Origin of the sequence: Streptomyces sp. DH10, from assembly GCF_029813805.1 — a bacterium.
Classification (GTDB): Bacteria; Actinomycetota; Actinomycetes; order Streptomycetales; family Streptomycetaceae; genus Streptomyces; species Streptomyces coeruleofuscus.
Genome location: NZ_JARVKU010000002.1, coordinates 263124 through 281295 on the forward strand (window position 1 = coordinate 263124; position 18172 = coordinate 281295).

The 18172-nt window shown below is 72.6% G+C and carries 16 protein-coding genes; 9 read left to right on the forward strand and 7 right to left on the reverse strand.

From position 1 onward, the window contains the following. Positions 1-639, forward strand: a complete 639-nt coding sequence (locus QC385_RS04830) for a TetR/AcrR family transcriptional regulator (protein ID WP_279540007.1) — start codon at positions 1-3, stop codon at positions 637-639. Here QC385_RS04830 and pdxH read toward each other — a convergent pair. Continuing rightward, the gene (pdxH, locus tag QC385_RS04835) at positions 629-1297 is read right to left on the reverse strand and encodes a pyridoxamine 5'-phosphate oxidase (RefSeq protein ID WP_279540008.1); all 669 of its coding nucleotides are present in this window, start codon (positions 1295-1297) and stop codon (positions 629-631) included. The genes QC385_RS04830 and pdxH overlap by 11 nt on opposite strands. A gap of 285 nt (positions 1298-1582) precedes the next feature. Between pdxH and QC385_RS04840 the strand changes: the two genes are divergently transcribed. Then, positions 1583-2683 (forward strand): citrate synthase 2, encoded by a 1101-nt coding sequence (locus tag QC385_RS04840; RefSeq protein WP_279540009.1) that lies wholly within the window; start codon positions 1583-1585, stop codon positions 2681-2683. 18 nt (positions 2684-2701) lie between these two features. Here QC385_RS04840 and QC385_RS04845 read toward each other — a convergent pair whose 3' ends face one another. Next, positions 2702-3208, reverse strand: a complete 507-nt coding sequence (locus QC385_RS04845; protein ID WP_279540010.1) for an HIT family protein — start codon at positions 3206-3208, stop codon at positions 2702-2704. Between the two features lie 296 nt (positions 3209-3504). On the opposite strand from QC385_RS04845, the gene QC385_RS04850 reads away from it, so the two are divergent. Both QC385_RS04850 and QC385_RS04855 read left to right on the forward strand, forming a co-directional pair. Further along, positions 3505-3918: a RidA family protein gene (locus QC385_RS04850; protein WP_279540011.1), complete on the forward strand. Its 414-nt coding sequence runs from the start codon at positions 3505-3507 to the stop codon at positions 3916-3918. Positions 3919-4024: 106 nt separating this feature from the next. Further along, a complete protein-coding gene (locus tag QC385_RS04855) occupies positions 4025-5482 on the forward strand; it encodes a PAS domain-containing protein (RefSeq protein ID WP_279540012.1) in 1458 nt (485 codons plus the stop codon). 46 nt (positions 5483-5528) lie between these two features. Here QC385_RS04855 and QC385_RS04860 read toward each other — a convergent pair whose 3' ends face one another. Further along, the gene (locus tag QC385_RS04860; protein WP_279540013.1) at positions 5529-6284 is read right to left on the reverse strand and encodes an SIS domain-containing protein; all 756 of its coding nucleotides are present in this window, start codon (positions 6282-6284) and stop codon (positions 5529-5531) included. Positions 6285-6558: 274 nt separating this feature from the next. Here QC385_RS04860 and QC385_RS04865 point away from each other — a divergent pair, with 274 nt between their 5' ends. Together QC385_RS04865 and QC385_RS04870 are read left to right on the forward strand one after the other, a co-directional pair. Continuing rightward, entirely contained in the window at positions 6559-7251 is a 693-nt protein-coding gene (locus QC385_RS04865; protein ID WP_010035781.1) for a metal-dependent transcriptional regulator, read from the forward strand. Between the two features lie 617 nt (positions 7252-7868). After that, positions 7869-8756: an alpha/beta fold hydrolase gene (locus QC385_RS04870; protein ID WP_279540014.1), complete on the forward strand. Its 888-nt coding sequence runs from the start codon at positions 7869-7871 to the stop codon at positions 8754-8756. A 10-nt stretch (positions 8757-8766) separates the two neighbouring features. Here QC385_RS04870 and QC385_RS04875 read toward each other — a convergent pair whose 3' ends face one another. The 3 genes from QC385_RS04875 to QC385_RS04885 form a co-directional block, all read right to left on the reverse strand. After that, on the reverse strand, positions 8767-10359 hold the full coding sequence (locus tag QC385_RS04875) for a transporter (protein ID WP_279540015.1): 1593 nt from the start codon (positions 10357-10359) through the stop codon (positions 8767-8769). Then, positions 10356-11147, reverse strand: coding sequence for an ABC transporter ATP-binding protein (locus tag QC385_RS04880; RefSeq protein ID WP_279540016.1), 792 nt, complete (start codon positions 11145-11147; stop codon positions 10356-10358). The genes QC385_RS04875 and QC385_RS04880 overlap by 4 nt, the downstream gene beginning before the upstream one ends. A 111-nt stretch (positions 11148-11258) precedes the next feature. Further along, positions 11259-11921: a bifunctional DNA primase/polymerase gene (locus QC385_RS04885; protein ID WP_086849510.1), complete on the reverse strand. Its 663-nt coding sequence runs from the start codon at positions 11919-11921 to the stop codon at positions 11259-11261. A 307-nt stretch (positions 11922-12228) separates the two neighbouring features. Here QC385_RS04885 and QC385_RS04890 point away from each other — a divergent pair, with 307 nt between their 5' ends. Together QC385_RS04890 and QC385_RS04895 are read left to right on the forward strand one after the other, a co-directional pair. Beyond that, complete coding sequence (locus tag QC385_RS04890) at positions 12229-13614, forward strand: transcriptional regulator (protein ID WP_279540017.1); 1386 nt, start codon at positions 12229-12231, stop codon at positions 13612-13614. Positions 13615-14276: 662 nt separating this feature from the next. Continuing rightward, a complete protein-coding gene (locus tag QC385_RS04895) occupies positions 14277-16037 on the forward strand; it encodes a hypothetical protein (protein ID WP_279540352.1) in 1761 nt (586 codons plus the stop codon). 37 nt (positions 16038-16074) lie between these two features. On the opposite strand, the gene QC385_RS04900 is transcribed toward QC385_RS04895, so the two are convergent. Further along, positions 16075-17385, reverse strand: a complete 1311-nt coding sequence (locus QC385_RS04900) for an ABC transporter substrate-binding protein (RefSeq protein ID WP_279540018.1) — start codon at positions 17383-17385, stop codon at positions 16075-16077. 117 nt (positions 17386-17502) lie between these two features. Here QC385_RS04900 and QC385_RS04905 point away from each other — a divergent pair, with 117 nt between their 5' ends. Then, positions 17503-18003 carry an SCO4402 family protein gene (locus tag QC385_RS04905; RefSeq protein ID WP_279540019.1) on the forward strand — a complete coding sequence of 167 codons (501 nt, stop codon included), beginning with the start codon at positions 17503-17505 and terminating at the stop codon, positions 18001-18003. Positions 18004-18172: the final 169 nt, after the last annotated feature.

An 18172-nucleotide genomic window follows, 5' to 3' on the forward strand; every position in this document is an offset into this window, starting at 1 on the left:
ATGGGCGGTGTGAGCACGGTCGACCGCGCGGAGAGAGACCGCGCGGAGCGAGTCCCCAAGCAGGACCGCAGCCGGGCCACCCGGCAGCGGCTCCTGGAAGCCGCAGTGGCCTGCCTCGCCGAACACGGCTGGGCCGGTTCCACGGTCTCCGTCGTCGCCGAACGCGCCGGCGTCTCCCGAGGCGCCGCCCAGCACCACTTCCCGACCCGCGAGGACCTCTTCACCGCGGCCGTCGAGTACGTCGCCGAGGAACGCTCCACGGCCCTGCGCGCCCTCTTCCCGGAGGGCGCGGCCGGAGACCGCCACGCTGTCGTCGCGGCCCTGGTCGACCTCTACACCGGACCGCTGTTCCGCGCGGCCCTCCACCTGTGGGTGGCCGCCTCCAACGAGGACCAGCTCCGCCCCCGCGTCACCGAACTCGAATCCCGCGTGGGCCGCGAGACCCACCGCATAGCCGTCGACCTCCTGGCCGCCGACGAATCCGTCCCCGGCGTCCGCGAAACCGTCCAGGGCCTCCTCGACATGGCCCGGGGCCTGGGTCTGGCCAACCTCCTCACCGACGACGCGGTACGCCGGGAACGGGTGGTCGAGCAGTGGGCGGGGCTGCTGGAGCAGACGCTGGGCGGCGTCAGGGACTGAGCCGCTCCACGCGCCAGCTCCCGTCGGCCCGCTCCACGTACCGCAACCGGTCGTGCAGCCGGTTCTCGCGGCCCTGCCAGAACTCCACCGTCTGCGGAGCCACCCGGAAACCGCCCCAGTTCGGCGGCACGGGCACCTGCTCGCCCTCGGGATAGCGGGCGGCCAGCTCGGCGTACGCCCCGTCGACGTCCGCGCGGGTGGCGATCACCGAGGACTGCGCACTGGCCCAGGCACCCAGCTGAGAACCGTGCGGCCGGGTGCGGAAGTACGCCGCCGTCTCGTCCCGCCCGGTCCGCCGCGCGACCCCGGTCACGATGACTTGCCGGGCCATCGGGTGCCAGGGGAACAGCAGCGAGACGTACGGGTTCTCCGCCAGGTCGCGCGCCTTGCGGGAGTCGTAGTTCGTGTAGAAGACGAAGCCCTGCTCGTCGAAGTGCTTCAGCAGCACCGTGCGGGCGCTGGGCCGCCCCTCGGCGTCGGCCGTCGAGACGACCATGGCGTTCGGCTCGAACAGCCCGCCGTCCGTCGCGGCCTGCTTGAACCAGCGCGCGAACTGCTCGACGGGGGTGGCGGCCAGCTCGTTCTCGGAGAGGCCCTCGGCCCGGTACTGCTTGCGCATCGAGGCCAGGTCGAAGGGGACGTCGTCGCGGTCGGTCACCCGGTCATCTTGCCGTACGGACGGTGTCCTTCGTCACTGACTGGCACTGAGTGCCGTGAACCCTCCCCAACGGTGGCACTCGGGGATATCGTTTCCGTGCCGTTCCGGTTGGGTGACCGCCAGCCGCACGGGGCATCACAGGGGGGACCGTCCGGGACCGCGAGTCGCCGCACACGACCGTGGATCCACCGGGCGGCCACCCGCTTCGCAAGCTGACTGACACATGGTTCGTTCGTCCCACCCCACATCACACCATCTGTCGCTTACATCACGAGGAGCCGCCTGATGTCCGACTTCGTACCCGGGCTCGAGGGAGTCGTCGCGTTCGAGACGGAGATCGCCGAACCGGACAAGGAGGGCGGCGCCCTGCGTTATCGGGGCGTCGACATCGAGGACCTGGTCGGGCACGTCTCCTTCGGCAACGTCTGGGGCCTGCTCGTCGACGGCGCCTTCAACCCGGGCCTGCCGCCCGCCGAGCCGTTCCCCATCCCCGTCCACTCCGGCGACATCCGCGTCGACGTCCAGTCGGCCCTGGCCATGCTCGCGCCCGTCTGGGGCCTGAAACCCCTCCTGGACATCGACGCCGAAGAGGCCCGCGAGGACCTGGCCCGGGCGGCCGTCATGGCCCTGTCCTACGTCGCCCAGTCGGCCCGCGGCCAGGGCCTGCCGATGGTCCCGCAGCGCGAGATCGACAAGGCCCACTCCGTCGTCGAACGCTTCATGATCCGCTGGCGCGGCGAGCCGGACCCCAAGCACGTGGCGGCGGTGGACGCGTACTGGACGAGCGCCGCGGAGCACGGCATGAACGCGTCCACGTTCACGGCGAGGGTCATCGCGTCGACCGGCGCGGACGTCGCGGCCGCGCTCTCCGGCGCGGTGGGCGCGATGTCCGGCCCGCTCCACGGTGGCGCCCCCTCCCGCGTCCTGCACATGATCGAGGAGATCGAGCGCACGGGCGACGCCGAGGCCTACGTCAAGCAGACCCTCGACAAGGGCGAACGCCTCATGGGCTTCGGCCACCGCGTCTACCGCGCCGAGGACCCCAGGGCCAGGGTGCTGCGCCGCACGGCCCGCGAACTGGGCGCCCCCCGCTTCGAGGTCGCCGAGGCTCTGGAAAAGGCGGCCCTCGCGGAACTCCACGCCCGCCGCCCCGACCGGGTCCTGGCCACCAACGTCGAGTTCTGGGCGGCCATCGTCCTGGACTTCGCCGAGGTCCCGGCCCACATGTTCACATCCATGTTCACCTGCGCCCGCACGGCCGGCTGGTCCGCCCACATCCTCGAACAGAAGCGCACGGGCCGCCTGGTCCGCCCCTCGGCGCGCTACACCGGCCCCGGCTCCCGCAACCCACGCGAGATCGAGGGCTACGAGGACATCGCCCACTGACCCGTCTCACACACGGCCTCACCCCGCTCCGGGTGAGGCCGTCCGCACGTCTGCCCCCGTGAGCCGGTCCAGCTCCTCACCGATCGCCTCCCGTATCGGTGCGTGCCGGGCCCCGAGCGCGTACCGCTCCTCGCCCCACATCTCCCGCGGATACAGCCAAACGGGCAGCCGCACGAGATCCTCGGGCTCCCAGTCGTACCGCGGCCACACATGCGCGTGCAGGAACGCGTCGGCGTTCCCGAGAATCTCCAGATTGACCCGCCGGAACCCCGGCTCCACCCGCCGGCAGGCCCGCTCGACGGCTTCCCCCAGCCGCTCCATGTCCCCCAGGAACGCCAGCCGCCTGCTCCGCGGCAGTTCCGACAGCCGCTCCACCGAGGGATCATCGGTCAGCAGCACCGAGTAGCCGGGCAGGAACTGCACATCGCCGATCACCGCGAACCCGGCGTCCAGCCTCCGCAGCACGGCCGGATTCTCGCCCCGCAGAGCGCTGCCGATCCGGTCGTCGCGCCACTCACCCACCACCGCCGCCCCCCCCCCCCCGAAACGCAGACGACCCGCGAGCCTGGTCCTCCACAGGAGGGCCGGCCGGACGTACCGGCGGCTCGCGGGTCGGGTGACTGCTGGAGATTGGGCCGGCTGCACGCTTCACTCACGCGCTGGTCCGGCACCGCACTGTGTGTGGTGACGGGCCGCTAGCCCGCAGCCACCTCACGCGTCCGGTATTCATACATCTGCCGAACCACCTCCTCTCTCGTGTACCTGGAACCCTAGGAAACGGTCCGGCCTCGGATCAACCTATTTTCTGAGACCTTGACCCCATGAAGCAGCGACGGGCGATTCTCAGCGGTTCGGTGTTCGAGGAGCGGATCGGGTACGCCCGGGCCGTGGTGGACGGGGACTGGGTGCATGTGTCGGGCACGACCGGGTTCGACTACTCGGACATGACGATCTCCGACGACGTCGTGGAGCAGGCCGAGCAGTGTCTGCAGAACATAGGGGACGCACTGGAGAAGGCGGGGTGCTCGTTCGCGGACGTCGTGCGGGTGCGGTACCTGCTGCCGGAGCGGGAGGACTTCGAACCGTGCTGGCCGGTGCTGCGCGAGTGCTTCGGTGAGGTGCGGCCGGCCGCGACGATGCTCGTGTGCGGTCTCGCGGATCCCCGGATGAAGATCGAGATCGAGGTGTACGCGCGGCGCGGGAGTGGTACTGGGGCCTTGTCGTTGATCGACTGAGTCCGCGGCGGGCCGTTCTCCGGGCGTTGACGTGGAGATCGCCGCCGTACAACGATTCCTTCAATGTTGTGGGAACTCGGTGTGCGCTGGGTCACGTTCCAGTTGAATGATTGCAAGGAGCGAACCGGCGTGCCGTACGTGCGGACGCAGCCTGCAGGGGGTCCAGGTGAGTGCTTCCCGGCGTAGTGGGACCACCGACGAGCTGGGGCCGGACGAGCCCGAGCGGGAGAATTCGGATGGTTCGGATCTGCTTGCCGCGCTGCTGGACGGCATGGACGCGGCGCTGTGCGCCTTCGACGCCGACGGGGTCGTGACGCACTGGAACCGCGAGGCCGAGCGGATCCTGGGTTGGAGCGCGGACGAGGCCGTGGGGCGGCGGGGCTTCGCCGGGTGGGCCGTGCGCAGCGCGGACGCCGAGGAGGTCGAGGGGCGGCTGCTGTCCGCCATGCACGCGCCGGGCCGCCAGGTCCACGAGTTCGCGCTGCTGACGAAGGACGGCGGGCGGGTGCTCGTGCGGACGCAGTCGGCGGCCGTGCGGGGTCCGGACGGAAAGCCCGCGGGTGTGTACTGCGCCTTCAGCGAGGTGCACGCGCAGATCGATCTGGAGCGGTCGATCGCGTTGAGCGAGGCGCTGTTCGAGGACGCCAGCTGGGGTGTCGTGCTGGTGGATGTCGACCTGCGGCCCGCCGTGGTGAACGCGCACGCGGCCAAGGCGCTGGGCACGGGCCGTACGTCCGTGCTCGGGCGGCCCCTCGGGGAGCTGCTCGCGCAGGGCGTGGAGGAGCTGGAGAGCGCGCTTCAGCATGTGCTGGCCGAGGGTGCGCCGCCCGCGCCCGCCGAGGTGTGGGTGACGGTGCGTACGTCCGGGGGGGAGCGGCGGCGCTGCTGGCGCAGCGGTTTCCTGCGGCTGGCCTCGCCGCTGGCCGAGGAGCCGGTTCCGCTGGGTGTGGGCTGGCTGTTCCAGGACGTGACGGAGGCCAAGCAGGCCGAGCAGGAGGCGTCGCTGCTGCGGTTCCGTACGCAGCAGCTGCACCGGGCGTCGCGGGCCGCCGCCGAGTGCGAGGACCCGGCGGAGGCCGCGACCGTCCACCTGGACTTCGCCCTGGCCGGTTTCGCCGACCACGCGCTGATCGACCGGGTGGCCGGCGGCACGTTCACCGACGCGGACACCGAGGGGCCGGTGCGGCTGGTGCGGGTCGCCGCGACACCCTCCGGCGCGCCGGGGCCGAGCAAGCTCGCCGACCGCGCGGGCCTGCCCGTGCGGTACGCCGAGGGGCATCCGGCCGTGCAGTGCGTGGAGCGGGTCGGCGCGCTGCGGACGAGCGCGGGCGCCGCCTCGCCCGAGCAGGCCCGGGAGTGGGCCCTGGCCCGCCAGTGGCCGCCGGACGCCGTGCACGCCCTGTGCGCGGTGCTGCGCAGCCGGGGGCGGACGCTGGGTGTCGTGACGTTCCTGCGGGGCGCGGGGCGCAGTGCCTTCGAGCGGTCCGACGCGATGTACGCGGAGGACGTGGCGGTGCGGATCGCCGCGTCGCTGGATCTCGCGGGGCTGTCGGACGAGGAGTGAGCGACAGGGCGACCGAGCCGCGTCGCCGCAGTGCCGACAGCAAGTGTCAGTGCCGGTAGAAGATGCGGTCCCGGTACCGCTCCATCACCCGTCCGTTCCAGTCATGGCCCCCGTCGACGTTCCCGGAGCGCAGGAGCGGGGGCTCGACGCCGCGGTCGGCGAGCGTGGCGGCCGTCGTCGCCATGACGGCCTGGAGGAGGGCCGAGGTGACGACCGTGGAGGCGGGGGCGAAGGGGGCGGGCACGTTGTGGAGGGTGAGTTCCGCGTCGCCGACCGCGATCTTCGAGTCGAGGACGAGGTCGCAGTGGTCCTTGAGGTACGTCCCCGAGGCGTGCCGGGACTTCGTCTCCGAGGCGTACGCCACCGATGTCACGCCGATGACCTTGACGCCCAGGGCGCGCGCGCTCATGGCCATCTCCACGGGGAGGGCGTTGCGCCCCGACAGGGAGATGATCAGCAGGGCGTCTCCCTCGCGCAGCGGGGAGCTGTCCAGGACGGCGCTCGCGAGGCCGTCGACGCGTTCCAGGGCGGAGCCGAGCGGTGCGGGCATGACGTCGACGCCGACGACACCCGGCACGGCGAGCAGGTTCATCAGGGCCAGACCGCCGGCGCGGTAGACGAGGTCCTGCGCGGCGAGGGAGGAGTGCCCGGCGCCGAAGGCGAAGAGGCGGCCGCCGTTCTCGACGGTGTCGGCGAGGAGCGTCCCGGCCGCCGTGATGCTGTCGGCCTCCTCGTCGCGGACCCGCCGCAGCAGGCCGATCGCGGCGTCGAGGAACTGGCCGGCCGGCGCGCGGTCGCTCATACGGGGTCCCTTCGGGCTCAGGGCCGAGTGTCGCGCATCACGGTGCGGTCTGGACCAGTGCGGTGTCAATACGGCCGTGAAAAGCTCGGCAGGGCCGTGGGAGCGCTCCATACGGCTGTGAAAGGCTCCGTGGTACCCCCCGCGGGCCCCGGGTAACCCCCGCTTTTCCTCCCGCGGCACGGTTGTCGGTGGTATCCGGCAGAATTGGGTGCAGGGCCAGCGCACACGCCGGTGAGCCGTCCAGCCTCCGGCAGATCTCATTCGAGGGGCACGTATGTCCGGACTGATCGACACCACGGAGATGTATCTCCGCACCATCCTCGAGCTGGAGGAAGAGGGTGTGGTCCCCATGCGCGCCCGTATCGCCGAGCGGCTGGACCAGAGCGGGCCGACGGTGAGCCAGACGGTGGCGCGGATGGAGCGCGACGGCCTGGTGTCCGTCGCCAGCGACCGGCACCTGGAGCTCACCGACGAGGGCCGCCGGCTCGCCACGCGCGTGATGCGCAAGCACCGCCTCGCCGAGTGTCTGCTCGTCGACGTGATCGGCCTGGAGTGGGAGCAGGTCCACGCCGAGGCGTGCCGCTGGGAGCACGTGATGAGCGAGGCCGTGGAGCGCCGCGTCCTGGAGCTGCTGCGGCACCCGACGGAGTCGCCGTACGGCAACCCCATCCCTGGTCTGGAGGAGCTCGGCGAGAAGGACGGCGCCGACCCGTTCCTGGACGAGGGCATGGTGTCGCTGGCCAGCCTCGACCCGGGCGCGGAGGGCAAGACGGTCGTGGTGCGCCGTATCGGCGAGCCGATCCAGACGGACGCGCAGCTGATGTACACGCTGCGGCGGGCGGGCGTGCAGCCCGGCTCGGTGGTGAGCGTGACGGAGTCGGCGGGCGGTGTGCTGGTCGGCAGCGGTGGCGAGGCGGCCGAGCTGGAGTCGGACGTCGCTTCCCACGTGTTCGTCGCCAAGCCCTGAGCCCGGCGGGCCGGCCGCGGGCCCGGTCCCGGGATGGTCGCCAACTTGCGTTGTGCATGGGGCCGTTGTGGTGTTGGCGTGATCCCGTCGAATCCTATATTCAGTCCGCCGAATGGCAGCGCTCGCCCGTTTCCCGTGCGACGCTGTCGCGTGAGGCATATGACCTGAGGGCTCTTGGCCGTGGCCTGACAGCGATGTCGCCCGGCCGGGGAGGGGGCGGAAGGATGTGCCGTGCGGACGCAGAGGGCCCCGGCGCCGTGTGGCGCCGGGGCCTGTCCTCCCCTGTGCTGACCCGGAGCCCCGAGCTCTCAGGGTCATCCCCCGCGGACCGGTTTCCCCGAGCGGTCCGCCTCCCGTTGAAGATCTCCCCTCGGTCGAGGCGATCAATCCTTGAGGGTGGTCACTCGAACGAGGGGTGTTGGCCGCGAGAACGGCATCCTCGAATGCTTATTCGATAACCTGCGGGTGACGAACGAACCGGAACGTGCGCTACAGGGATGTGCACTCCGGCAGGAACCACGAGGAACGGCGACAGGCACGGCAGGCAGAACACGGCTCACAGGACCGACCGGCCCATGACGGCCACGGTCCGCGCGAAGCTTGGGGGGTGCCAGGGCATGGCGCGACGCATCGACGTGACCGGGACGGGCGGCGTACGCCTCGCGGCCTGGGAGTTCGGCGACCCGCCCAAGACCGATCCGGCAGGATCCGATCCGGCGCGGGACGTGCCGGACGGCTCCCCGGGCGTGCTGTTACTCCACGGCCTGATGGGCCGCGCCTCGCACTGGGCGTCCACCGCCCGCTGGCTCTCCGGCCGGTACCGGGCTGTCGCCCTCGACCAGCGCGGCCACGGCCGCAGCGACAAGCCCCCGCAGGCCTCCTTCACGCGTGACGCCTACGTCGACGACGCCGAGGCCGCCCTCGAACAGCTCGGCCTCGCCCCGGTCGTCCTGATCGGCCACGCCATGGGCGCGCTGACCGCCTGGCAGCTCGCCGCCAAGCGCCCCGATCTGGTCCGGGGCCTGATCATCTGCGACATGCGGGCCTCCGCGCTCGGCGCCGCCTCGCAGCGCGAGTGGGACCAGTGGTTCCAGTCCTGGCCGCTGCCGTTCGCCACGCTCGCAGACGTCCGCAAGTGGTTCGGCGAGGACGACCCCTGGGTGGAGCGGCCCAACCCGGCCCGCGGCGAGTTCTACGCCGAGGTCATGGCCGAGTCCCCCGACGGCTGGCGCCCGGTCTTCGACCCGGCGCAGATGCTCCGCTCCCGCGAGACGTGGGTGTTCGACGCGCACTGGGAGGAGCTGGCCCAGGTCCGGTGCCCGGCCCTGGTCGTGCGCGGCCTCGACGGCGAGCTGGGCCGGGCCGAGGCCCAGGAGATGGTCCGCGTCCTGCCCCGCGGCCAGTACGCGGAGGTCGCCGACGCCGGCCACCTGGTCCACTACGACCAGCCGGAGGCCTGGTGCGCGGCGATCGAGCCGTTCCTGGACGCCCTCGGCGGCGACTGACACCCCCTGGTCACCCCTTGCTGACCGCCGTGAGGATCTCCGGCAACCGCCGGGCCGTCTGCGGAGCGGCGAGCCGCAGCCCCACCGCCGTGAGCGCCGCCGCGTACGCCGTGCCCACCGGAAGCAGCAGCCACGTCCAGGCGTCGCCGTCGGCGGTCACGTTCAGCCAGATCGCGAGCGCGATGACGGGCGCGCACAGCAGGGCGGCGGCGATCATCCCGCCGAAGATGGAGATCCAGGCGAGCCCGGTCTGCCCGGGGGCGACGTTCTTGTAGCCCTCCTGCGGGATGGAGTAGGGGAAGCGGGCGGACGTCCACGCCCCGGTCGCGAGCATCGCGCCGAGCAGCGCGAAGGACAGCCCCAGCGCCTCGGGCAGCCGCCGCCAGTCGCCGAGCATGGCGGTCGTCACCACGGTGACGAGCGTGGCGTACGGCAGGGTGATCAGCAGCAGGGCCAGCGCGCGGGCGCGCAGTTCGACGTAGGCGTCACGGGTCGACGAGATCGTCATCGCGACCATCCAGAACGCCGAGGTGTCCTGCCCGAACTGGTTGTACATCTGGATGCCGAGCATCCCGGCGGCGAAGCAGGCGAAGTACACGGACCCGGTGCCCTGCCAGGCGTTGAACACCGGCACGATCAGCCCGATGGCCAGCGAGGTCACCCAGGCCGCCTTGGTCTTGGGGTCGCGCCACACGTACCGCAGGCTGCGCTCCATGACCGTTCCCGTGCGGCCCGCGGGCAGCAGCCGCCCGAGTCCGGTCGACGTCCGCTCGCGGGCGGCCGACTCGGCGGCCGGCAGCGTCGATCCGTCGGGCGAGGTCATGAGCCGGGTCAGATGCCGCGACCACACCGCGAGCAGCGCGGCCAGCGCGCCCGCGGTCAGCGCCAGTTGCACGGCGGCGAGACCGTACGACCCCTCGCCCACCGCGTGTACGGCCGCGATCGCCGACGCGGGCGGCACCCACTGGAGCACGTCCGCGGCCGGATCGAGCTCGCCCAGCCCGGACGCCCCGAGCCGCTGCGCGCCGAAGTTGACGACCTGCGCCCCGATCGCGATGACCAGTCCGCTCAGCACCGCGAGGTCCCGCCCCTTGCGGCTGGTCAGCAGCCGGACGTTGGCGGCGGCCACGGCCCGCGCGAGGGCCACGCACACCAGCAGCGCCAGGGCGACGGCGACGACACCGACGGCGACCGCCGCCCCGCCGTCGGCCACCGCCACCACGGACCCGATCAGCAGGCACAGCGTGAACAGCGGCCCGATGCCGACCAGCGACGCCGTGAGCAGGGCCCGCACCAGCGGCCGGGGCCGCAGCGGCAGCATCACCAAGCGGGTGGGATCCAGGGTCTCGTCACCGCTGGGGAAGAACAGCGGCATCACCGCCCAGCCGAGTCCCAGCACCGCCGCCGCCAGCACGACCAGCGACTCGACGTGCGCGTGCCCGCGCAGCGCGATCAGGCCGATCAGTTGTAGCGCGGCGAACAGCAGGGCGAAGACGGCCGACGCGATGTAGGCGGCCTTCCGCCCGCCGGACTGCCGCAGCCCGTTGCGCAGCAGCGACAGCTTCAGCCGTACGAAGACCGGTGTGATCGTGGAGTCGCTCACCGGGACCCGCCGCCCAGCCAGTCGAGATCGGACCCGGCGTCCCGGCTCTGCGCCCCGACGAGCTCCAGGAACGCCCGTTGCAACGAGGGCGCGTCACCCCGCACCTGAGCCAGCGTCCCGTGCGCGCGGATCCGCCCGGCGGCCATGACGGCCACCCAGTCGCACAGCGACTCGACGAGCTCCATGACGTGGGAAGAGAACACGACCGTGGCGCCCGAGGCGGTGTACCGCTCCAGGACGCCCCGGATGGTCTGGGCGGAGACGGGATCGACGCCCTCGAACGGCTCGTCCAGGAACAGCACTTCGGGATTGTGGAGGAGGGCCGTGGCGAGCCCGATCTTCTTGCGCATACCGGTCGAGTAGTCGACGACGAGCTTGTGCTGGGCGCCCGCCAGATCGAGGACGTCGAGGAGCTGCGTGGCCCGCTTGTCGACCTCGGCACCGGGCAGCCCGCGCAACCGCCCGCTGTACGCCAGCAGTTCCCGCCCCGACAGCCGCTCGAACAGCCGCAGCCCCTCCGGCAGCACCCCGATCCGCGCCTTCACCTCGACGGGGTCCCGCCACACGTCGTGCCCCACCACCTCGACGGTCCCCTGATCGGGCCTGAGCAGCCCGGTCACCATCGACAACGTGGTGGTCTTCCCGGCCCCGTTCGGCCCGACGAGCCCGATGAACTTGCCCGCGGGCAACTCCAGATCGACCCCGGCAACAGCGACCTGCTGCCCGAACCGCTTCCAGAGCCCCTGCACACGCACAGCGCTGGATCCCACCGCATCTCCCTCCGTCAAGCTGAACCCTACGGTGGGGCAGCGTGCCCAAAGGGGCGCGGGGAACTGCGCGATCAACCACGAACGACCCGCACCCGCCGACGAACACGGACCAGGCAGACGAACAGGCGCTTACCGATCCCTGCCGCACGCATAGGCCAAGGGCGAGATCAACTCCTCCGCGTCCGGCAGCCACCGGTTCGCAGGCGTAGGCCGGCAGGCCCACTGCACAGCCCCCCGAGACCCGAACCGCGTGGGCGGCGCAGCCACATACGCGCCCTCGCCCAGCACCGTCAGATCCAGCGACGACAACGACCACCCCAGCTTCCGCACCAGATCAGGCACCTTCACAGCCGCCCCCGGCAGCACGAAGAACTCCATCCGCCGATCCGGCGTGAGCGTCACCGGCCCGAGCGTCAGCTCCATCCGCTCCATCCGCGCCAGCGCGAGGAACCCGGCGGTCTCCGGCACGGAGATCGCATCGAAGGTACGCCCCGTCGGCAGCAGGATCGACGCCGTCGGCTGCTTCTGCCACATCCGCCGCGCGACGGTCGCGCTGCCCGTCGCCTGCGACTCCCAGTCCGGACGCGCCGGGTGCGACCCGGGCGCCGGGCACGCGGCGTCACCGCAGGAGCAGCGCTGAGCGCCGTCGGCGGCTTCCAGCCAGGTGCCGGGGAACACGTCCCAGTGGCGCTCCTCGGCGTAGCGAACAGCGGTCTCCAGCAGCGATTCCCCGCGCTGCTTCGGGATCTGAGCGGCTTCGGTGCCGGCGATCGTCTCTTCCACGATGAACACAACTCTGGTCGTCACCAGGGGTTACGCCCACCCGCGTGCGCGGGGAGGAGCACCGTCCCTGTGGTCGGGGCGCATGGGTGCATGTGCGGGGGCGCGCAGGAGGAACCGCGGCCGGAGCTGGGTAGCCACGAGGGGGGCCGGCAACAGCCGTTACCCCGGCAATCCTCACATGCCTCGCATTTTCGCCTGGTCGGCGGGGCATTGATCTTCACGGCCGGATCTCTTCGCCGGGACGTGAAAGGGCTCGGCCGCGGAAGGCACGTCAACTCGGTGCGTGGGCAGGCACCGTAGCCACAGGGGGTACGCCATGGCCGCAAGGCCGCTCGTCGCCCGGCAGCCGAACGAACGGCTCCAGGCGCTCATCCAGGAGGCCGGATGTTCCAACGCCGGCCTCGCCCGCCGGGTCAACATGTGCGGGGCCGAGCACGGCCTCGACCTGCGCTACGACAAGACGTCGGTGGCGCGCTGGCTGCGCGGGCAGCAGCCACGGGGCCGGGCACCGGCGATCATCGCCGAGGCGCTGGGCCGCAAGCTCGGCCGTACGGTCACGATCGACGAGATCGGCATGGCCAACGGCAAGAACCTCGCCTCGGGCGTCGGTCTCCAGTTCTCGCCGACGGTGCTGGGGGCCATCGAGCAGGTCTGCGAGTTGTGGCGCAGTGACGTGGGGCGGCGGGACTTCCTTTCCGGCTCCTCCGTCGCCGCGTCCGCGCTGGTCGAGCCCAGCCGTGACTGGCTGATCTCCGTGCCGGACGCGCAGGTGTCGCGCTCGGCCGGGCCGCGGGTGGGGCAGTCCGACGTGGAGGCCGTGCGGGCCATGACACAGGCGCTGGTGGATCTCGACCACCAGTACGGCAGCGGGCATGTGCGGCCGGTCGTCGTGCACTACCTCAACAGCGTCGTCTCGGGGCTGCTGGCGGGGTCGTACCGGGAGGCGGTGGGGCGGGAGCTGTTCGCCGCCGTGGCCCGGCTGACGGAGCTCGCCGGGTACATGGCCGTGGACACGGGGCAGCCCGGTCTGGCCCAGCGCTACTACATCCAGGCGCTGCGGCTCGCCCAGGCGGCCGGGGACCGGGGTTACGGCGGGTACGTGCTCGCCGCCTCCATGAGCCACCTCGCCGCGCAGCTCGGAAACCCGCGGGAGATCGCGCAGTTGGCGCGGGCGGCGCAGGAGGGGGCGCGGGGGCGCGTGACACCGCGTGCGGAGTCGATGTTCCACGCGGCGGAGGCGCGCGGCCACGCCCTGATGGGCGACGCGCGCGCCGCCCAGACCGCCGCCGGGCGCGCGGTGAGCGCCCTGGAGGCGGCCGACCCGGCCGCCGGGGACGACCCGGCGTGGATCGCGCACTTCGACGAGGCCTATCTCGCCGACGAGTTGGCCCACTGCCACCGGGATCTGGGACAGGCCGAGGCGGCGGCGCGGTGTGCGCAGGAGTCGCTGGCCGGGCACCCCGAGACGCGGGCGCGCCGCCGGGCCATCGGTTATGTGCTGTTGGCCACTGCGCAGGTGCAGCAGCGTGAGATCGAAGAGGCGTGCACCACGGGCATGAAGGCCGTCGAACTGCTGGAGGGGCTGCGCTCCAACCGGGGCGCCGAGTATCTGGAGGACTTCCAGCAGCGGCTGGAGCCGTACCGGGACGAGGCGGTGGTCAGGGAGTTCGGGGCGCGGCTGGACCTCCAGGCGGCGGCGTGAACACAAGGTCAGCGAAAGCGTGAACGTGGGGAAACGGCCGCTTGACGCGCGGGAGGTGACATGAGCGGCGTGCCGTGACCCGGTTTTGTTACCGCGCTCACAGGGCAGGAGGTCTCGCCCTGTGCTGCGTGGCACCGGGCTCCGGGGACCCGGTAGCGTGACCCGACGATTCACAAGGTCCCCCATTAGTAGGAGTCCCGGTGACGCAGAGTGGACAGGGCGAGGAGCCCTCGGCGCGCCCCGCGCGCGAAGGCATCGTGCTGCCCTCCGACGGTGGCGAGCCCCTGCTGCCGGGCATGACGGGCGGACCCGGTGACGCGCCCTCCGGCCGCCGGTCCGGCCCGCCCCCGACCGGCCAGGCCCCGGCCTCCGCCCCCGCCGAGGGCCAGACCTGGGGCCAGCCGTGGGGCCCCGACCAGCAGGCCCCGTCCGTGCAGCCGGGCGAGGGCTGGCAGTCCCCGCCGCCCCAGGCACCGTCATGGGACGCCCAGCACTCCACTCCCGGCACACCGGGCCAGGGCGCCCTGCCCCCGGAGGGCACCCAGCCCCCGAACCCGTACGCCGGCCCGTACGGGCCGCCCACGGGTGGCGCCCCGCTGCCTCCGGAGGGCGGGCAGCCGCCGCAGCAGACCGGCCCGTACGGCTCTCCCGCCGGAGGCGTCCTGCCTCCGGCCTCCGGGGGCGCCTATGGGCCCGCCGGCGGGGGTGGTTCGCTGCCGCAGGGCGCTGACGCGTACAACTCCTCCGCCGGGGCGCCGGGCCCTCAGGGAGCCGGTGGGTACGGGGCCGGTCCGGCAGGTGGACAGCCGCCCCAGCAGGCCGACGCGTACAACTCCTCTGCCGGGGCGCCGGGCCCTCAGGGAGTCGGTGGGTACGGGGCCGGGCCTGCCGGCGGGCAGTCGCCGCAGCAGCCTGACGCGTACAACTCCTCCGCCGGGGCGCCGGGCCCTCAGGGCAGCGGCGGGTACGGGACCGGCCCGGCAGGCGGACAGCCGCCCCAGCAGCCTGACGCGTACAACCCCGCCGCCGGGGCAGTGGGCTCCCAGGGAGCCGGCGGGTACGGGACCGGTCCTGCCGGCGGGCAGTCGCCTCAGCAGGCCGACGCGTACGGGGCCCGTCCTGCGGGCGGGCAGTCGCCGCAGCAAGCTGACGCGTACGGGCCCGGCCCCGCCGGCGGGCAGACGCCCCGGCAATCCGACGCGTACGGATCCCTCGACGGGGGCGGTCAGCCTCCGGCCTCCGGTGCGTACGGGTCCGCCGGCGGCCAGCCGCCCCGGCAGAGCGATGCGTACGGGTCCGCTGCCGCGGGCGGTCCGCAGCCGCCGGTCTCCGACGGGCCCGGGTCCGCCGCCGGACGTGTGCCGCTGCCCCCGGCCGCCGACGAGGGGGCGACCCAGTATCTGCCGCCCGTCGCCGCCACCCCCGCCGACGAGGGGGCGACGCAGTACATACCCCCGGTGGGCCCTGGCGCGCTGCCGCCCGAGATGCCCGCCGAGCAGGACTCCGAGGCGACGCGGTTCCTGGGGACCGGGCCGTTGCCGCCCGCCTCGAACCCGGACGCCGAGGCGACGCAGTACATCGCGCCGGTGGCCGCCGGGGACCAGCAGCCGCCCGCCGGGTTCGAGAACCTCTTCCGCAGCGAGCCCGGCGCCGAGAGCCCGGCCGCGGCCACCCAGCAGATGCCCCGCTTCGAGCAGCCCCAGCCGCAGTCCCAGCCCTCCTACGCCCCGCCCGGCGGCGGCCACTCCGGCGGCGACCACTCCGGCGGCGGCCGGTCCGGTCGGGCTGGCCGTTCCGGCTCTCGCGTGCCGGTCATCGCGGCCGTCGGCATCGGCATCGCCGTCCTCGGCGTCGGTGCGGGCGCGCTGCTCGCGGGCGGCGGAGGCGGTGACGACGAAGGCGGCGACAACAAGACCGTGGCCGCCTCGGCTCCCGCGACGGAGGGTTCCGCCTCTCCGTCCGCCGACCCGGCCCGCGCGCAGGCGGTCGAGCTGGACAAGCTGCTCGCCGACAGCGGCGACAGCCGCAGCACCGTGATCAACGCGGTGGCCGACGTGAAGGGCTGCGACAACCTCGCCCAGGCCGCCAAGGACCTGCGCGACGCTGCCAAGCAGCGCAACCAGCTGGTCACCCGGCTCTCCGGCGTCACGGTCGACAAGCTGCCCGACCACGCCGCGCTGACCACCGCCCTCACCAAGGCGTGGCAGGCCTCGGCCTCGGCCGACAACCACTACGCGGCCTGGGCCGACCAGACCGCGGGCAAGAAGGGCTGCAAGAAGGGCCAGGCCCGCGTCACCGGCCAGACGCAGGCCGGCAACCGGGCCAGCGGTGTCGCGAGTGCCGAGAAGGCCAAGGCGGCCCGGCTGTGGAACGGCATCGCCAAGACCTACGGCCTGACCGAGCGGCAGCCGACGCAGCTGTGAGGAGATCCGGTGCGGGCGTGAACCGCCGAGCCGGGGCTCAGTAGTTCACGTCGGCGTTCTCCAGCGTCCGCGTCGTGTCGACGAAGCCCCTCCGCGCCGACACCAGCCGTCCCTCCCGCACCACCTGAAGGGTCACGTCGGCGTTGACCAGGCGCGGGAAGCCGACGGAGGCGAGCTTGCCCTGGAACTGCCACCGAAGCGTCGGCGTGAGCCCGCCCGTGCTGATCCCGAGGCCGTCGTCGAGGGCCTCCGTGACCGTGTCGGCGGTCACCTCCCCGTCGCCGAGCGACTCCACGACCTTGTGGAACACGCTGTAGGCGATCCACGTCGTCTGCACTCCGGCGTCCGCGGGGTCGATGCGGTTGTCGCCGAAGGCCTCCTCCTTGATCACCCGCTTCATCGCGTCCCAGCGGGGATCGCTCGCCACCGGGTACCAGCCGGTGATGTACGAGCCCTCGTAGGGACCCGACGCCCCGCCGGTCGCGTCGATCACCGTCTGGTCGACGCTGCCGAGCACGGTGGCCGTCCGTACGTCGGGGTACTCCTCGCGGGCCCGCCGGAAGGAGTCCATGAAGGTGCTGTTGCGGTCCCCGAGCGCCGGCACCACGCACCCCTCGTTCTCCGAGCCCGTGGTCGTCGTCCGCAGCGCCAGGTCGGCGTGGCCGTCGTACTCGGTGGCGTCCTCCGCCGCCCGCTGGTCCCTGGCGGGCGGGTGCCCGCCCGTCTTCAGGCCGGAGTCGAGCAGCGGGGGCAGCTGGTCGCCCGCGATGGTGTCGGGCCGGATCAGCGAGACCGGCCCGCAGTCGGCGAGGGCGCTGCCGAGACCGGCGAGCAGCGCGGGCTGGCCACCGTTGACGGGGTAGGACAGGGGGCTGGTGAACTCGGCGTTGGTGATGCCGTAGCCGCCGATGTACGGGATGCCCGCGCCCTCCAGGGACGGGAAGAAGGAGTCGGCGTACTGGCTGTAGGATCCTACGACCGCGACGACGTTCTCCTTGGCCGCCCGTCGGGCGCACTTGGCGGCGGCCACGCTGTCGTTGTGGTCGTTGCAGGTCAGCACGTTGAGCTTGCGGCCGTTGATCCCGCCCTTGGAGTTGACCCAGCGGGCGTAGGCGCGGGCGAAGGCGGGCATTCCGGGCTTGTTGGTGGCCTTGGTGTCCTGTGGCGCCCAGGTCATGACGGTGATCGGGGCGGCCCCGGCATCCCCCGTGGTGCCGGGGACGACCCCACAGCCGGCGACGAGAGCCGCGCACGCGACCGCCGTGCCCGCGGAGAGGACGCCGTTTCTGGCGTGATGGGTGAGGAGGCCGGGGAGGAATGTGCTGCGGTTGCGTCGCCTGCCGGTCATGGCTACGCACGATTCCGCCACATGACTAACCGGTGAGTGATGTCTGGTCAACAATTGGTGACGCACAGGTGAATTGCAGGGGTCTGTGTGACCGATGTGGAGGGGAACGTACGATCGATGACCGTGCAAGCTTCGGAGAACTCTTCCCGTCGTGGCCGTCGCTCATCCACCATGGGCGGCATGCCCGTCAATGACATGCCGTGGTGGCGCTGGCGCAGCAACGTGCGCTCGGCGCTGCACATGCTCTCCGACCCCGTGTTCCAGCGGGATGTCTGGCTGGCCGGCGTGGACGGCTACGGCGACGTGACCGACGCGGTGTACCGGCTGGTCGAGGACACCTGGCTGGACCACTGGTCCGCCGAGAAGTACGTCGGCACGATCTTCCGCGACTCTCAGGAGGCGGCCCTCGTCGACACGGCCGTGCTGCGGGTGCTGCGGATCATGCACCAGGTCGGGCCGGACGCTCCGGTCGCCACGTACCTCGAGCACCAGTCGTGGCCCGAGGCGGTCCGGGCGGCCCGCGACGCGCATGTGCGGCTGGCCGCGAGCGACGGCGAGGACCCGGACACGCCACCGCGCAGCCTCGACGTACTGCGGATCATGACGAGGTCCGCCTAGGGCCTGTCGTTTGGATCAGGTCGCAGACGCGGGGCCTGGCACGCGCGTCTGCGGCGTTGTCGTCAGTCGCCAACTCCCCCACGCTCGGCTTCGCTCGCGCGGGCGGTGCCCCCATCGCGTTGACTCCCTCCTCCGCCTTGCAGCTGCACGCACCAGGCCCCGCTCACCG

Excerpts from the sequence above, each read along its gene's own strand:
- QC385_RS04830 (WP_279540007.1), top strand. The coding sequence starts at position 1 with ATGGGCGGTGTGAGCACGGTCGACCGCGCGGAGAGAGACCGCGCGGAG.
- QC385_RS04840 (WP_279540009.1), top strand. The coding sequence starts at position 1,583 with ATGTCCGACTTCGTACCCGGGCTCGAGGGAGTCGTCGCGTTCGAGACG.
- QC385_RS04850 (WP_279540011.1), top strand. The coding sequence starts at position 3,505 with ATGAAGCAGCGACGGGCGATTCTCAGCGGTTCGGTGTTCGAGGAGCGG.
- QC385_RS04855 (WP_279540012.1), top strand. The coding sequence starts at position 4,025 with ATGATTGCAAGGAGCGAACCGGCGTGCCGTACGTGCGGACGCAGCCTG.
- QC385_RS04860 (WP_279540013.1), bottom strand. The coding sequence starts at position 6,284 with ATGAGCGACCGCGCGCCGGCCGGCCAGTTCCTCGACGCCGCGATCGGC.
- QC385_RS04865 (WP_010035781.1), top strand. The coding sequence starts at position 6,559 with ATGTCCGGACTGATCGACACCACGGAGATGTATCTCCGCACCATCCTC.
- QC385_RS04870 (WP_279540014.1), top strand. The coding sequence starts at position 7,869 with ATGGCGCGACGCATCGACGTGACCGGGACGGGCGGCGTACGCCTCGCG.
- QC385_RS04890 (WP_279540017.1), top strand. The coding sequence starts at position 12,229 with ATGGCCGCAAGGCCGCTCGTCGCCCGGCAGCCGAACGAACGGCTCCAG.
- QC385_RS04900 (WP_279540018.1), bottom strand. The coding sequence starts at position 17,385 with ATGACCGGCAGGCGACGCAACCGCAGCACATTCCTCCCCGGCCTCCTC.
- QC385_RS04905 (WP_279540019.1), top strand. The coding sequence starts at position 17,503 with ATGACCGTGCAAGCTTCGGAGAACTCTTCCCGTCGTGGCCGTCGCTCA.